The sequence below is a fragment of the Tenacibaculum sp. genome (genome assembly GCF_048269885.1).
GTDB lineage: Bacteria > Bacteroidota > Bacteroidia > Flavobacteriales > Flavobacteriaceae > Polaribacter.
The window spans coordinates 77,342-91,700 of the sequence record NZ_JBLWTZ010000003.1 but is presented as its reverse complement, the minus strand read 5'-3'; the positions used below and the strand labels follow the sequence as shown (position 1 = coordinate 91,700).

General features: G+C 31.4%; 15 protein-coding genes and 2 tRNA genes. 12 read left to right on the top strand and 5 right to left on the bottom strand.

The features are described from left to right. The first annotated feature begins 6 nt into the window (after positions 1-6). The 8 genes from ACN0WY_RS03220 (at position 7) to ACN0WY_RS03185 (ending at position 9,578) form a co-directional block, all read left to right on the top strand. On the top strand, positions 7-1,500 hold the full coding sequence (locus tag ACN0WY_RS03220) for an ankyrin repeat domain-containing protein (RefSeq protein ID WP_417799536.1): 1,494 nt from the start codon (positions 7-9) through the stop codon (positions 1,498-1,500). A 67-nt stretch (positions 1,501-1,567) separates the two neighbouring features. Further along, complete coding sequence (locus ACN0WY_RS03215) at positions 1,568-2,041, top strand: DUF2271 domain-containing protein (protein ID WP_330488293.1); 474 nt, start codon at positions 1,568-1,570, stop codon at positions 2,039-2,041. A 27-nt stretch (positions 2,042-2,068) separates the two neighbouring features. Further along, positions 2,069-4,246, top strand: coding sequence for a PepSY domain-containing protein (locus ACN0WY_RS03210; protein ID WP_417799535.1), 2,178 nt, complete (start codon positions 2,069-2,071; stop codon positions 4,244-4,246). Between the two features lie 405 nt (positions 4,247-4,651). After that, the gene (locus ACN0WY_RS03205) at positions 4,652-4,867 is read left to right on the top strand and encodes a hypothetical protein (RefSeq protein ID WP_047789227.1); all 216 of its coding nucleotides are present in this window, start codon (positions 4,652-4,654) and stop codon (positions 4,865-4,867) included. A 32-nt stretch (positions 4,868-4,899) separates the two neighbouring features. Next, positions 4,900-5,994: a hypothetical protein gene (locus ACN0WY_RS03200; protein WP_417799534.1), complete on the top strand. Its 1,095-nt coding sequence runs from the start codon at positions 4,900-4,902 to the stop codon at positions 5,992-5,994. Positions 5,995-6,077: 83 nt separating this feature from the next. Beyond that, positions 6,078-8,171, top strand: coding sequence for a histidine kinase (locus ACN0WY_RS03195; RefSeq protein ID WP_417799533.1), 2,094 nt, complete (start codon positions 6,078-6,080; stop codon positions 8,169-8,171). Between the two features lie 3 nt (positions 8,172-8,174). Continuing rightward, positions 8,175-8,924: a LytTR family DNA-binding domain-containing protein gene (locus tag ACN0WY_RS03190; protein WP_330488297.1), complete on the top strand. Its 750-nt coding sequence runs from the start codon at positions 8,175-8,177 to the stop codon at positions 8,922-8,924. Between the two features lie 96 nt (positions 8,925-9,020). Then, a complete protein-coding gene (locus tag ACN0WY_RS03185) occupies positions 9,021-9,578 on the top strand; it encodes a YqgE/AlgH family protein (protein ID WP_330488298.1) in 558 nt (185 codons plus the stop codon). A 2-nt stretch (positions 9,579-9,580) separates the two neighbouring features. On the opposite strand, the gene ACN0WY_RS03180 is transcribed toward ACN0WY_RS03185, so the two are convergent. Next, positions 9,581-10,411: an aminotransferase class IV gene (locus ACN0WY_RS03180; protein ID WP_330488299.1), complete on the bottom strand. Its 831-nt coding sequence runs from the start codon at positions 10,409-10,411 to the stop codon at positions 9,581-9,583. 105 nt (positions 10,412-10,516) lie between these two features. Then, positions 10,517-10,900: an START-like domain-containing protein gene (locus tag ACN0WY_RS03175; RefSeq protein WP_330488300.1), complete on the bottom strand. Its 384-nt coding sequence runs from the start codon at positions 10,898-10,900 to the stop codon at positions 10,517-10,519. Positions 10,901-11,004: 104 nt separating this feature from the next. On the opposite strand from ACN0WY_RS03175, the gene ACN0WY_RS03170 reads away from it, so the two are divergent. After that, positions 11,005-11,078 (top strand) — tRNA-Met (locus ACN0WY_RS03170). 34 nt (positions 11,079-11,112) lie between these two features. On the opposite strand, the gene ACN0WY_RS03165 is transcribed toward ACN0WY_RS03170, so the two are convergent. Then, on the bottom strand, positions 11,113-11,997 hold the full coding sequence (locus ACN0WY_RS03165; RefSeq protein ID WP_417799532.1) for an MBL fold metallo-hydrolase: 885 nt from the start codon (positions 11,995-11,997) through the stop codon (positions 11,113-11,115). A 46-nt stretch (positions 11,998-12,043) separates the two neighbouring features. Beyond that, a complete protein-coding gene (locus ACN0WY_RS03160; RefSeq protein WP_330488302.1) occupies positions 12,044-12,478 on the bottom strand; it encodes a GNAT family N-acetyltransferase in 435 nt (144 codons plus the stop codon). Positions 12,479-12,507: 29 nt separating this feature from the next. Between ACN0WY_RS03160 and ACN0WY_RS03155 the strand changes: the two genes are divergently transcribed. Together ACN0WY_RS03155 and ACN0WY_RS03150 are read left to right on the top strand one after the other, a co-directional pair. Beyond that, entirely contained in the window at positions 12,508-12,954 is a 447-nt protein-coding gene (locus ACN0WY_RS03155) for a GNAT family N-acetyltransferase (RefSeq protein WP_330488303.1), read from the top strand. A 111-nt stretch (positions 12,955-13,065) separates the two neighbouring features. Further along, positions 13,066-13,215, top strand: coding sequence for a hypothetical protein (locus tag ACN0WY_RS03150; protein WP_167455898.1), 150 nt, complete (start codon positions 13,066-13,068; stop codon positions 13,213-13,215). 371 nt (positions 13,216-13,586) lie between these two features. On the opposite strand, the gene ACN0WY_RS03145 is transcribed toward ACN0WY_RS03150, so the two are convergent. Further along, positions 13,587-13,781, bottom strand: coding sequence for a cold-shock protein (locus ACN0WY_RS03145; RefSeq protein WP_330488304.1), 195 nt, complete (start codon positions 13,779-13,781; stop codon positions 13,587-13,589). 501 nt (positions 13,782-14,282) lie between these two features. On the opposite strand from ACN0WY_RS03145, the gene ACN0WY_RS03140 reads away from it, so the two are divergent. Then, a tRNA-Gly gene (locus ACN0WY_RS03140) sits at positions 14,283-14,355 on the top strand. Positions 14,356-14,359 lie beyond the last annotated feature (4 nt).

Below are 14,359 nucleotides of genomic sequence, written 5' to 3'. Positions count from 1 at the left end.
AAAAACATGAAAAAACAACATATAACACTTACTCTTGTCCTTCTTATAAGTGCAATGCAAGCACAAACAAAAAACATCTTTTTTGAAAGATCCTTTTGGCAAGCCAGCCCTACAATAAAGACTGTTGAGCAGAAAATAAAAAAGGGCAACGACGTTACTGCTTTAAATCCGAATGGATTTGATGCTGTTACTTATGCTATTCTTGCAAGCGCACCTAATAAAACGATCAAGCATTTACTTACCAAAAAAGGAAATGATGTTGATAAGATTACCCACGATAAAAGAACTTATGTATTTTGGGCTGCTTATAAAAACAATGTTGAAATAATGAAGCATTTAATAGCCAACAATGCTCGTATGGACTTAAAAGATTCTCATCAATTATCTCCTCTAACTTTTGCAGCCAATGCAGGACAAACTAATAAAGAAATTTATGAGCTTTGCATTCAAAACGGAATTGATATCAAAACAGACGTTGATGAACACGGGGCGAATGCTTTGCTATTAGTTTTACCCAGTTTAAAAGACCTCTCTTTTGTTGAATATCTTTCTTCTAAAGGCTTGGACATACACAGTGTTGATAGCGATGGAAATGGCGCTTTTAACTATGTTGCTAAAAAAGGAAATAAAGAAGTATTAGAACTTCTTATAAAAAAAGGATTACCTTATAAAAACCTAAATAAAAAAGGAGGAAATGCTATGTTATTAGCTACACAGGGGTCTCGAAGCGGTTACAATTCTTTAGCCTTTTTTAACTATTTAGAGAGTTTAGGGATCAATCCAAACATTACTAATAGCAATGGAAAAACACCGCTACATAATTTAGCTCGTGGGAACAAAGATTCGAATACCTTTAATTATTTTCTTGACAAAGGTGTAAATGCCAATCAAGTTGATGAGAACGGAAACACTCCTTTAAGTATTGCTGCTAGCAGAAACTCTTTAGAAATTGTTCAGTTATTATTAGGAAAAACCAAGAATGTTAATCACACTAATAAGAAAGGGCATTCAGCACTTACATCTGCAGTTGAATACAACTCAGAGGCAGTGGTAGATTATTTAATAAAAAACGAGGCTGATATTGACGTAAAAGATAATAAAGGAAACTCTTTAGCTTATTATTTAATCAAAAGTTATCATCCAAAAAAAGTGAACGATTTTACAGAAAAAATGAATCTTTTGGCCAATAACGGATTAAACTTAATACAACTTCAAGCCAATAAAAATACGTTATTCCATATAGCAATAGAAAAAAACAACATCGATTTACTTAAAAAAATCAACACGTTAAAAATTGATGTAAATGCAAAAAATAACGAAGGCTTAACTCCATTACATGTAGCCGCTATGCAAGCAAACAATACGAATGTAATTAAGTATTTATTAAGTATTGGAGCTAACAAATCAATTACTACTGATTTTGATGAAACGGTACACGACCTAGCTAAGGAAAATGAAATCTTAACCAAAAAAAATATAGATATTAACTTTTTAAAATAAACTTAATCTACCAAATCGTGCGTAAATACAATTACACGCGATTTGGTATGGAACTAAACCGATAAAAATGAAAAAAATCATAGCTCTTTTTATTACTGTATTCTCAATAATGGCTTTTAACACAACAGATAGCACTACCTACAAATGTATGATTCAAATGAAAAATTATACTGGTGAAGGTGCTTACATTGCTATTTCATTATTAAACCCTAATGGAGAATACGAAAAAACATTATACGTTCAAGGTGATGATGAAGAATGGTATTCTGACATTACTGAATGGTGGAAATTTCAAGGAAAAGTTCGTACAGATATTGACGCTATCACAGGAGCGACCATTAGCGGAGGTAATCGAGCTATTACCGTTTTAAAAATTGACAACGATAAAATTGATAAAGGGTATAAAATTAGATTTGAATCGGCTGTAGAAGATCAAGAATACTACAAAAATGATGTAGAATTCGAATTAACTACCGAAAACCTTAAAGGGAAGTTTGAAGGAAATGGATTTATTCGTTACATCCGTTTAATGCCTCAGTAATTTTATCAATAGAAATAGCTAACAAAAATGACCACTTCTATATGGAGATATAGCCACTTAACCTTGGCTATATCTTCTTTCCTTTTCGTTCTCGTTGCTGCTGTTACAGGTATTGTTTTATCTTTTGAACCTATCTCAAAACAGCTTTCAGACTACAGTATTTCTAACACTGAAGAAATTACACTTGCTCAAACAATTTCTGCCCTACAAAAACAGTACGATGAAATAATTTCAATCACCGTTGATGAGAATGATTTTGTAAGTGCTTCTGTAGTTACCAAAGAAGGAAAAAGTGATACATTTTACATACATCCAATCACAGGAGAAAAATTAAGTGATATCGAGAAAAAGAACCCTATTTTTCAGTTTGCTACTAGCTTACACAGGTCTTTATTTTTAAAATCTACAGGAAGATTTATCGTCGGTTTTATGTCTTTTTTACTCTGCTTAATTGCAGTAACAGGTTTCATTTTAATCGCCAAACGACAAGGCGGTTTCAAACAACTTTTCTCTAAGGTTATAAAAGAAAATTTTGAACAGTATTACCACATTATTGTTGGTCGTTACACGCTTATCCCAATAATAATCATTACGCTAACAGGAGTGTATTTATCGTTAGATAAATTTTCGGTTTTACCTACAGATAAAATAAAGCATTCTTTTGATTTTTCTTCTACTTTTCCCAACAAAAAAATAACCGTTGTTGAATTCCCTACATTTACAAACACCACCTTAAATAAGGTAAAAAGTATTGAGTTCCCTTTTTCTGAAGACGAAGAAGATTACTTTTTTGCGAAACTAAATGATAGTGAAGTACTAATTCATCAATATACAGGAACTATAATTAGTAAAGAAAACCTTTCGTTAACCAGTATACTTTTAAACTGGAGTTTATTATTGCACACAGGAAACGGAACAATTATTTGGTCAGTTGTATTACTACTTTCTTCAATATCTATCCTGTTTTTTATCTATTCAGGGTTTGCAATGACCTTCAAAAGAATACAAAAAAGTTCCCTCCCTAAAAATAAAATTAAGAAAGACAATGCTGAAGTTATCATATTAGTAGGTTCGGAAACCAACAACACCTACCCTTTTGCTTCCTCTCTATACAACGCATTCATAAAAAAAGACACCCCTGTTTTTATTGACATTTTAAACAATTATACTTCGTATAAAAATGCAAAACATCTAATTGTATTAACTTCAACTTACGGAGAAGGGGAAGCTCCTTCTAACGCTTCTAAATTCTTACAGCTAATTCAACAAACGACTATTCAAAACCCAGTGAACTATTCAATAGTTGGCTTTGGTTCAAGAGCATACCCTCATTTTTGTCAGTTTGCTATTGATATAGAAAATATACTAGAACAACTTCCAAAGTTTAAGACTCTTTTACCTGTTTATAAAATCAATAATCAATCCTTTCAAGATTTTAAAACTTGGGGACACCAATGGAGTGAAAAAACTGAAATTAATTTTGAATTGATACAAGAAATTAAAAAGCCTAAAAAACAACAAACTTTTACAACCCTTTCTAAAACTGAAGTAAACAACGACGACTCTTTTTTAATCTGTTTACACCCCACTAGAAAACTTCGTTTTAACTCTGGTGATTTACTTTCTATCACTCCTAAAGAAGACAATATTGAACGCTTGTACTCTATTGGAAAAATAGGTAATGACATCATACTAAGTATTAAAAAACATGATCTTGGAGTGTGCTCTAACCTACTTTATCAGTTAAAACAAAACGAGCCACTTAAAGCAAGTATTAAACAGAATAAAGCTTTCTATTTTCCTAAGAAAAAGAAAGAAGTAGTGCTAATTGCTAACGGAACAGGTATCGCTCCTTTTTTAGGAATGCTGCAACATAAAAAAGGCACAAAAGCACATTTGTTTTGGGGAGGAAGAACAAAAGAATCATTAAAAATGTACACCCCTTTGTTAAAAAACATAGAACAAAGCAACATTCACATTGCCTATTCTCAAGAAAAAGAGAAAGAATATGTGCAAGATTTGTTACTAAAAGAAGAAACTACAATTTCTACTGTTTTACAAAATGGAGGTACTATTATGATTTGCGGTTCTATTAAAATGCTGAAAGGTGTTGAAAAGGTATTAGAGCAAATAACTTCGAATAAACTAAACACATCCTTAAACCACTTCAAAAAGACCAATCAAATTAAAACGGACTGTTATTAAAGGCGGTTAGTGGTTGGCAGTTGGCGATTGGCAGTTGACGGTTAGTGGTTGGCAGTTGGCGATTGGCAGTTGACGGTTGGCGGTTGGCGGTTGGCGGTTGGCAGTTGACGGTTGGCGGTTGGCGGTTGGCGGTTGGCGATTGGCGGTTGGCGGTTGGCGGTTGACGGTTGGCGGTTGGCGGTTGGCGGTTGGCGGTTGGCGGTTGGCTAAAACTATTATTTTTTAACTTCAAGTCACCTTTTTTATCTATCAATCAACTACCGACTACTGGCTAGAAACTACTGGCTAACGTCTACCTTCTACCGACTATCAACAACGAATTCTAATTTATCTACTACGAATTCTAATTTTCTCCAAATCTACCTGTACTTCTGTGGTAATTTTGATCATATAAAAACAACAATTATGTGGTCAAACAACAATTATTCATCAGTATTAAAAATGTATTTAGAAAAATACACTAGCTTAAAATTACAAATAAACACAAGCGGATTAATCGCTTCTGTTGAAAAACAAGAAAACGGTCAGTGGATTAACGACCGAAACCTTCCTAACATCTTAAACAAACTATCAACTAGTATAAATTTAGGAAAGGATGTAACTATCATTTTACAACAATAACAGTAACTATATTAACCTTAAAACAAAAAACTATGAAACAAAACATTTTAAAAGTAGGTACAGTAATGGGATTACTACTACTAATTGGGGCATTTTCAAATTGTAATAACACAAAAAGTGACAACAAAAACAAAGAACTGGGAAACATTGCTACTACAGAGAAAACTATTGAAAAACCTGTAGTGGAATACAGAAAACCTATAGTATTTATTACTGGAGACGACAAAAGTAATAGTCATTTTTACGATAGTGCACGAGTTTATTTCAAGGAAAAAAACTACGAGATAATCAACGGAAAATATTCAGTAGAAGAAATTATTACTTGGATGAACAACAACGCTACGAAAAATCCTTACGGAGAAGTTCATATTGTAAACAACAATAACCCTTTTAGAGCAATGAACTTAGAAACCGTAATTAATGGAGAGAAAGTAACTGCTGAAGCTTTGCAAAAAACAATAACCAAAGGCACCTTACCTCCAGTAAAGAATGAAACAATTACTAACGATACTAAAATTATTTTTCATACCAATCAATTGGCTGAAAACACTGATTTAGTAAACACTTTAAAAAGTGCTTTTATAACTGAGCACAAAATTCCGCAAGTAGTGGTATCACCCTACTATAATGTTTTTGGAGGAGCGTTTTCTAATCATTATTTAGCTCAACCCTACTATGTATTTTATCCAACTGCAAATTCTCCTGGTAAAGTAGATTTATCAAAAGAAATTGCTAAAAAATACCCTGAAGAAAAAGAAATTTCTTGGTATGATGCTTTAAATAACGAAAGAGAACGTTATGTAGGAGAACCTTATACAATTCATTATACAATTCCTGTAAACCTAGAATTAGATTACCATAATTCTGATAATGACATCCCTCACTTTGTAATGCAAGAAGAAATAATGGACTTCATTGCTAGTGAAAAAGGATTAATGAAAGAAGTTGAAAAGACAAATATTCCTGTAGAGAAATTTAGATGGACTTATACTGTAAAAGGCAGTCAATTAATTATCAAAGGGAAAGCTTCTGCTCTTTGTGTTTTAAAACCATTAACAAAACCTTACGGAGAATTAGAGCATGTAAAACCAGATACCAATAACAAACGTTTATACGCTATGAAATAACTAATAATTGTTGAACAAACGTCATTACGAACCTAGGAAAACCTCATAATAAAAGTAACTACTTCAACCTTCTTCCCTTCGTAATGACGTTTTATTTAAGTATGTTTGTTATCATGGAAACCCTACATCATATCATAAAAACAGTCATGAAAAGTAGTTTTGTATTGAGTCTTAAAAAACACTCAATACAACGCTTTACTTTTTTATTCTTGTCCTGTTTTTTTTATGGTCTTATACGTATTTCTGCTCAAAACCAATCGTTAAAAACCTACACTAAAGATAACGGACTTCCTAGCTTACACATAAACAATGTTGCTCAAGACAATACGGGGTATATTTGGTTAGCATCTAATAAAGGTTTGGTACAATTTAACGGAAAAGAGTTTACAAGCTTTACTACTAAAAGCGGGCTTATTTCTAACCATATCAATACTGTTTTTTCAAAAGGTAATACTCTTTTTATAGGTACTAATAAAGGAGTAAGTATTAAAAACCACCATGGGTTTACTAATTTTGAAAGCAACAATATAAACTGCTTTTTAACCGTTAAAAACCATACTTTTTTAGGAACTAACAAAGGAATTGTTAGAGTTCGTGAAGACTACCTCTCTCCTCTTCGCACTAACTTTCAAATTGACCTTAATCAAATAAACGACATGCTATTTGATGGAAATTTTTACTGGATAGCGACAAATAAATCTCTATGGAAACTCGATAAACTTATCAACCCTGAAGTTTTAAAACGAATAGATGTAAATAACTACACTTCCATTTTAATTAATGGAAAAACGATTGTTGCAACTACCTATAACGACGGACTAAAGTTTATTGTTAATGAAGAAGTAAACACACAAACCATCACTACACAGAATGTTACTAACATAAAAAAAATTAATAATCAATTTTGGATTATCTCTGAAGATAATGGTATTGAAGTACTAGATGCTAATTTTAATTTCGTAAGAAACATTAATAAATACAACACCTTAACCACCAATAAAATTACCAGTGCTTTTCAAGACAATGAAAATAACACTTGGATTTCTACAAAAGACTCTGGAATTTACTTTATTAAAAGCGACCAACCAGTACAAAAAAAACCGACCATTTCTTTTAAAAATATTGAGGTAGTTTTTACTTCTTTAGACAGTATCGACATCAACAACTATCATAAAACCCTAAAACTACCCGCTGATAAAAATCACCTCTCTTTTTATTACAAAACAATAAATATTAACAACTTAAATAAATTAGAGTATCGTTATACGCTCAACAATCAAACCAGCCCTTGGAGTACTAAAAGCGCTATTGATTTGGCCTATTTATCTCCCGGAAACTATAGGTTTGCTGCGCAATCAAGAATTGGAAAAACAGAGAGTACCCCTATTGAGTTTAATTTTTTTATTGATACTCCTATCTATAAAAAAAGTTGGTTTATTTGGTCGGGTATTGGATTAGCCTCTCTAATTTTAACACTCATCATTTGGTTTTACATACGAAGAATTCAAGCCAAGAATAAAGCCAAAGTTGCAAAATTAGAGCTAGAAAATCATTTGATATCTCTAGAGCAAAAAGCTTTGCAGTTACAGATGAATCCACATTTTATCTTTAATGTTTTAAATGGCATTAAAGCTTTAGGAAACTCAGGAAAATTGGCTGAATTAAATACAACTATTAGTAAATTTGCTACACTTTTACGGGGTGTTTTACACAATTCTAGACAGGAAGAAATTAGCCTAACTGAAGAAATTGCCACACTAAAAAATTATATCGAGCTAGAGCAGCAAATAAACTCGAATACCTTTGAATATTCAATAACCACAAACCTTGGCATTGATGCTGAAGAAATTCTAATTCCACCAATGCTAATACAACCTTTTGTTGAAAACAGTATAAAACACGGAATCTCTTCTGTTGAAAATGGAAAAATTACGGTAAATTTTTCAGTAAAAAAGAATCTTTTACATTGTGAGATAATAGATAATGGTATTGGTGTTTATCGATCAAAAGAGTTTAAAAAAATAAGCCCACATAAATCTGTAGCTTTAAAAGTTACACAAGAACGAATTCAAAACCTGTCGAAAAAGAGTGCTTTTTCTATTAGTGAATTATATGATGAAGGAAGAGTAACAGGGACTAAGGTCGTATTTGAAATTCCTTTAAACACTGATTTTTAAAACATGAAAAAACTTTCTGCAATTTTAGTAGACGATATGCCTACAGCCCTAGAGATGTTGCAAAACGATCTTACTCAGTATCATCCAGAAATTGAAATTATTGACACTGCTAAAAGTGTGGTAGAAGCATTAAAAGTGTTACGAAAGCAAGAACCAGATATTTTATTTTTAGATATTATGTTGGGAGACGGTACAGGTTTCGACGTTCTAGAAATCCATCCAAACTTATCTTCAAAAATTATTTTTGTTACTGCAAGCGACGAATATGCTATTAAAGCTTTTAAGTTTGCTGCTATTGATTATGTATTAAAACCCTATTCAAACGAAGATTTGGCAAATGCAATTAACAAAGCAAAAAATCAAATTAAACCCGACAAGGAACAGCTTACAGTCCTCCAACAATCCATTTCAAAACCGAATCAACGTCCTAAAAAGATCTCATTAAACACATCTGACAAGATTACGGTGGTAAATTTAGACGATATTGTTCGATGTCAGTCTGATAATAACTACACGGAGTTTTTTATGAATGACGGACAAAAAATACTGGTTGGTAAAACCTTAAAACACTTTGCTGACATGTTAAAAGAGTACGACTTCTTACGAGTACATCAAAGCCATCTAATTAATATTCAATTCATTAAAGAATTTATAAAATCTGATGGAGGGTATTTAGTTTTAAAAAACAAAACAACTGTTCCTGTTTCGGTCCGTAAAAAAAATGAAGTTATTAGTGTTTTAGAAAAAATATAATTCCCGTTTTTTTCCTATTTCCTCTGGTTTTTTAACACTTTTGTTAAAGTTTTATTAATTTTTTATTTACCTTAGTGTTTATAAACTAAAAAAATTATGGTTGCATTTAAACCGGAAAAAGGTAGGTTATTAATTGCTGAACCAGCAATTTTAAATGATAGTTCATTTAAGAGAGCCATCGTTTTACTTACTGAGCATAATGAAAAAAGTTCGGTGGGTTTTATATTAAACAGACCTTTAGACCATGTACTTAGCGATTTAGTTCCTGAGATAGACTGTGATTTTACAGTATATCAGGGCGGACCAGTAGAACAGGATAATTTATACTTTATCCACAAAGTTCCACACTTACTTCCTAACAGCATTGAAGTTGCAAACGGTATTTACTGGGGAGGTAATTTTGACCTTTTAAAAGAACTGTTAAACAATAAGGAGTTAAAAGCTAGTGATATTCGTTTCTTTTTAGGCTATTCTGGCTGGGGAACAAACCAACTAGAAGAAGAACTGCTCATGAACTCTTGGTTTATTACAGAGAATGACTACGAAAATATTTTAACCACCAGTAACCAAGGTTTTTGGAAAGAAAAACTATTACAAAGAGGAGGCAAGTATAAAATTTGGGCAAATGCCCCTAGCGATATACAAATGAACTAGTTTTAACTAGTTACTGTTGCTAGTTTTAAACTACTTTTTATTTTATTAGTTATATCTATTGAAAATTCTTTTTTACGATAATTAGTAACTGGTTGAATTCCTACAATAGCATTCGTTATAAAAACTTCGTCTGCTTTTTGGATTTCAAAAGGAGAAATAGTTGTTTCTTCTATTGTATACTCTGGGTGTTTCTCTATAATTTCAATTACTTTTTTCCTAACAATTCCTTTAATACAACCTTCAGTTAAAGCAGGAGTTTTTATTGTGTTTCCTTTTACTATAAAAATATTTCCATTAATAGTTTCCACAACTCCTTTACGTTCATTTAGTAAAATACAATTATCTAAATCGTTTTCTTTGGCAAAAACAGCAGCCAATGTATTCAACATTCTGTTTGTTGTTTTAATTGTTGAAAGCAATCCTGAATAATTATAAAAATCTTTAAAAACATCCATCCTATACACTTCTTTTTCTGTAGGTATTAATGGAGTTCCTTCTATAATATAATCTACTTCGTTTGTAAGCGGTTCATATAAACCACCGTCTTTCCTAAAAACCGTTAATCGCACTCTATACGTAGAAGATGCTGGTAACTCTGTTATTGCTTTAAGAATCTCTTCCTGTAAATATTCAAGAGTAAACTTCATAGGTATTTTCATACGAAGCATTCGCATAGAAGCCATTAATCTAAAATAGTGGTCTTCAACAAAAACAACTTTACCATTGAACACTTTAATTGTTTCAAAAATAGCATCGCCGTACTTAAAAGCTCTATTTTTTGTTGAAATTTGTACTTCGTTATCAGAAATTAATGTTCCATTAAAGTTTAGCATTTCTTAAAAATTTTAATTGCAAACTTACAATTTAGGCGAATATTAGCCACAAAAAAACTCGACAAAATTGCCGAGTCGCTCTTTTAATTCTATGCTACTTGTTTCTTAAGCTCCTATAGTATGCTTTAATTCTTCTATTTGATTTTGCCAAAGCATTTTCGCTTCTTCTGCATCATCTTCATCATCAGCAAAATCTGTAACAATTACAGCAACGTCTTTTGTTAGTGGATCTACTTGAATTTTGAATTCAAAATAACTATCATCACCTTCACTTTCTGTCCATTTAAACTTAATACGTTCGTCTGCTTTTTTGGTAACTATTTTTGCCTCTTCTTCAGAGTCATCCCAAATAAAAGTAATAAGTTTTCCTCGTGAATTAACTCTGTCTGCGAACCATTCTTCTAAACCTGCTGGTGTTGCAAAATATTGATATAACATGCTTGGGGATGCATGAATGGGAAACTCTAACTCAAATTTAACTTTGCTCATCTATTTTTTTGTTTAAGCGCCAATATAGATATTTATTTTTTAAAAAAAAATTTAAATGTTTGTTGTCTAAAACCAAAAAGTAATTATATTTGCACCCGCAATCAGGCGAGGTAGCTCAGTTGGTTAGAGCGCAGGATTCATAACCCTGAGGTCGGCAGTTCAAATCTGCTCCTCGCTACAAAACCCAAATCGAAAGATTTGGGTTTTTATTTTTAATTCATTTTCAAACTTTTATAAATTGCTTCTTTTATTTTTTCTTCTGTAATCCAACCGTTGTAGTTTTTATATTTCTCTGTGAGCAAAGAGTTATTTTTCACCTCTTCTAAACTTGCTCCTTTTTCAATTTCTGAGATAATAGTGTTTTTTAAATCTTTCAACATGCTTAAATACACTTTTAATTCTTTTTCTGATGATACATTTCCGTGCCCTGGAATTATTTTAGTAGCATCATCGGCTATCATTATTATTTTTTCAATTCCGTCAATATAGCCATCAATAGTACCTCCAGAATTTAGATCTATATAGGGAAACTTTCCTTGAAAATAAGCATCTCCTACATGTAATACATTACTATTTCCAAAGTACACTAAGGCATCTCCATCAGTATGCGCATTATGAATATGCGTAATCATAATTGGCTCCTCATCAATATAAAACTGTATATCTTTTGAAAAGGTAATTACTGGTAATGCCTCTTTAGGTGATGCTGGTCTTTTCTTACCTCTAATAACTTGCTCAATACTCATTCGTTTACGTACATTTTCGTGAGAAACAATTACAGCTCCTTCTTTTTGAAAGTTAGCATTCCCTCCTGTATGATCACCATGCCAATGTGTATTAATCAAATAGGTTATTGGTTTCGTTGTAATTGTTTTAATAGTTGCTAGTATCTTTTTACTTAAAGGAGCAAATTGATCATCAATCATAAACACACCGTTCTCTCCCACAAAAATCCCTATATTTCCACCTTGCCCTTTTAAAACATAGATATTTTCTGTTAGTTTTTCTGAAGTTATTGTAACTTCTTTTTGTTGCGAAAAGACATTAGATGATAATACAGAAAAGAAGGTAGTTAGTAATAATAATGAGGTTTTCATTTGTAAAATATTTTAGTTTTTTGAAAAGTAGTCGGTAAATAAACTACTAATTTACACGATAATACATTTTAAAATGAGGACCTACTTTTTCCACTTCAAACTCCTCTCCTATGATCTCGAAATCTAAGTTTTTATAAAAACCAACAGCTTCTTTTCTAGCATTACACCATAAAACAGCCACCTTCTTCGTTTTCAAGATATTTTTGGCGGTTTCTAACAATAGTCTTCCTGCCCCCATTCCTCTTACCTCTGGTAAAGTAGCCATTCCCCTTAACTGAAATTGACTTCCTTTAATAACTTCAATTTTATTTTGTACAAAAGAAGCTATACCTACCAACTTATTGTTATAAAAAGCCCCTAGGTGAAACGTGTTATCAAGCTCATCTTCCTTAAACTTGTATGGCAAATCAATGTTGTTTCGTAATACAGCTAATCGAATAGCATAGGTTTCTTGAACTGATATATTTTTTATTTTTATCATCTAAAATTTCTTTAACTCAAAAATACAGAATGAATATAAATTTTAACCTGATTAACAAAGAAGATATTCTTGTAATTCTTCCGCTTTTACGTAAAGCCAATACTACAACACCCAAAGATATTTTAAAAGCTAGAGTTTTAGAAATGGCAGCATACCCTAACTATGAATGCATAGGTGTTTTTGATGATGATAAACTAATAGGTATTTGCGGACTTTGGTATAGCACTAGGCACTATATTGGTAAGAGTGTAGAACCTGACCATGTAATTGTTGATGAAAACTACAGAGGTAACAATATAGGTAAGCAGCTTTTTAAATGGGTATACGATTATACAAAATCTAAAGGATGTGAAGCGGTTGAATTAAATACGTATACTGCTAATAGAAAGTCTCATAAATTTTATTACAACGAAGGCTTTGAAATTTACGGGTTCCATTTTCTTAAAATTATAAGAGAAGAGAAAGCTTTCTTTTAATTCTGATACTAGTCACATAAAAAATAGTATAAAACCATACTTATATTACGGTTTATTTTCCAATACTCCATTTTAAATAATTTAAGTTTGAAAAAACTCAAAATTTTTATTATGGTAAAGAATATTTCTAATTTAGGAACAGGTTTAAACAAAAAAGAACAACAATCTATTCACGGAGGAAAAAAGCATTGCTTACTTCCAGACAATACTTGTTCTGAAATTTGGATTGGTTGTGCAGAAATTCAGTGCCAGCCTCTTTAAAAAATCAGCCGGATTTTCCCGCTTTTTTTTATCTTTTATTCACATATTCACACTTCATTTCAACTGTACAAACATTTTTTTATAATTCATACTACAAAAACCATAAATAAAGAGCCTTATTTTTATGGTTAAGCCATAACTTTTTTACGCTTTTTTATGCTGCTGTTAATTAAAATCTAAGTATCTTAGCAACACTTAAGAGACGTCTTAAGTTCTTTTTCATAGCAATTTTCCCACTCAATCTTTTTTGAGTGGGTTCTTTTTTTTATTTTGAAAATGATTCACTTAAAAATTGGGCATAAAAAAAAGACTATCTTTTTCAGATAGCCTTTTCTATATAGTTGGGTTTAGGTTATTTTATAACCTAAACTTTAATCTACAATCTCTACATTAAAAGCGTTTAAGCCTTTTCTACCTTGTTCGGTATCGTAACGTACTTTGTCATTCTCTCTAATATCGTCAATCAATCCTGAGTTGTGTACAAAAATATCTTCTCCTGATTCTGATGATGTAATAAACCCAAATCCTTTTGAGTTGTTAAAAAATTTTACTGTGCCTTCTTGCATCTTGCTTAAGTTTTAAATTATTATGTAATGTTTTGTAAAAGAAGAACCTTTATATAACTTCCTATAATGTAATAATACAATTACAAAGAGCTATCATGCTTATAAACACTTAAAAAATAAAGGAATAATGAGATAAAAAAAGACAAGAAGAGAATAAACTCAAAAAACTAATTACTATATACTACTTTGAAATAATTAAGATGTTCTACTTGAACGGTACAAAGATACTCTTTTTTAATTGATTATTGGTAAATTAGTTTCTTTTTAATTTTGAACACCATAATTTCATACGTTATACGTATAATAAAAACCGATTTTTATACTCTTTTTGACTATACAAGATTATATTTTACATTCACATGTATAAAACTATAAAATCTTTATAAACCTATGTTCTTCACTTTCTGAAAGCTACCTATTAAAGATATCATTTTTGTTATTTTTTTTCAAAAAAATATTTGCAGATATTAGAAACAGTCTTATATTTGCAACCGCTTTACTGCGGGAGTAGCTCAGTTGGTAGAGCGTCAGCCTTCCAAGCTGAATGTCGCCAGTTCGAACCTGGTCTCCCGCTCTAA

Coding starts and splice junctions, on each gene's coding strand:
- ACN0WY_RS03220 (WP_417799536.1), top strand. CDS start 7: ATGAAAAAACAACATATAACACTTACTCTTGTCCTTCTTATAAGTGCA.
- ACN0WY_RS03215 (WP_330488293.1), top strand. CDS start 1,568: ATGAAAAAAATCATAGCTCTTTTTATTACTGTATTCTCAATAATGGCT.
- ACN0WY_RS03210 (WP_417799535.1), top strand. CDS start 2,069: ATGACCACTTCTATATGGAGATATAGCCACTTAACCTTGGCTATATCT.
- ACN0WY_RS03205 (WP_047789227.1), top strand. CDS start 4,652: ATGTGGTCAAACAACAATTATTCATCAGTATTAAAAATGTATTTAGAA.
- ACN0WY_RS03200 (WP_417799534.1), top strand. CDS start 4,900: ATGAAACAAAACATTTTAAAAGTAGGTACAGTAATGGGATTACTACTA.
- ACN0WY_RS03195 (WP_417799533.1), top strand. CDS start 6,078: ATGACGTTTTATTTAAGTATGTTTGTTATCATGGAAACCCTACATCAT.
- ACN0WY_RS03190 (WP_330488297.1), top strand. CDS start 8,175: ATGAAAAAACTTTCTGCAATTTTAGTAGACGATATGCCTACAGCCCTA.
- ACN0WY_RS03185 (WP_330488298.1), top strand. CDS start 9,021: ATGGTTGCATTTAAACCGGAAAAAGGTAGGTTATTAATTGCTGAACCA.
- ACN0WY_RS03180 (WP_330488299.1), bottom strand. CDS start 10,411: ATGCTAAACTTTAATGGAACATTAATTTCTGATAACGAAGTACAAATT.
- ACN0WY_RS03175 (WP_330488300.1), bottom strand. CDS start 10,900: ATGAGCAAAGTTAAATTTGAGTTAGAGTTTCCCATTCATGCATCCCCA.
- ACN0WY_RS03165 (WP_417799532.1), bottom strand. CDS start 11,997: ATGAAAACCTCATTATTATTACTAACTACCTTCTTTTCTGTATTATCA.
- ACN0WY_RS03160 (WP_330488302.1), bottom strand. CDS start 12,478: ATGATAAAAATAAAAAATATATCAGTTCAAGAAACCTATGCTATTCGA.
- ACN0WY_RS03155 (WP_330488303.1), top strand. CDS start 12,508: ATGAATATAAATTTTAACCTGATTAACAAAGAAGATATTCTTGTAATT.
- ACN0WY_RS03150 (WP_167455898.1), top strand. CDS start 13,066: ATGGTAAAGAATATTTCTAATTTAGGAACAGGTTTAAACAAAAAAGAA.
- ACN0WY_RS03145 (WP_330488304.1), bottom strand. CDS start 13,781: ATGCAAGAAGGCACAGTAAAATTTTTTAACAACTCAAAAGGATTTGGG.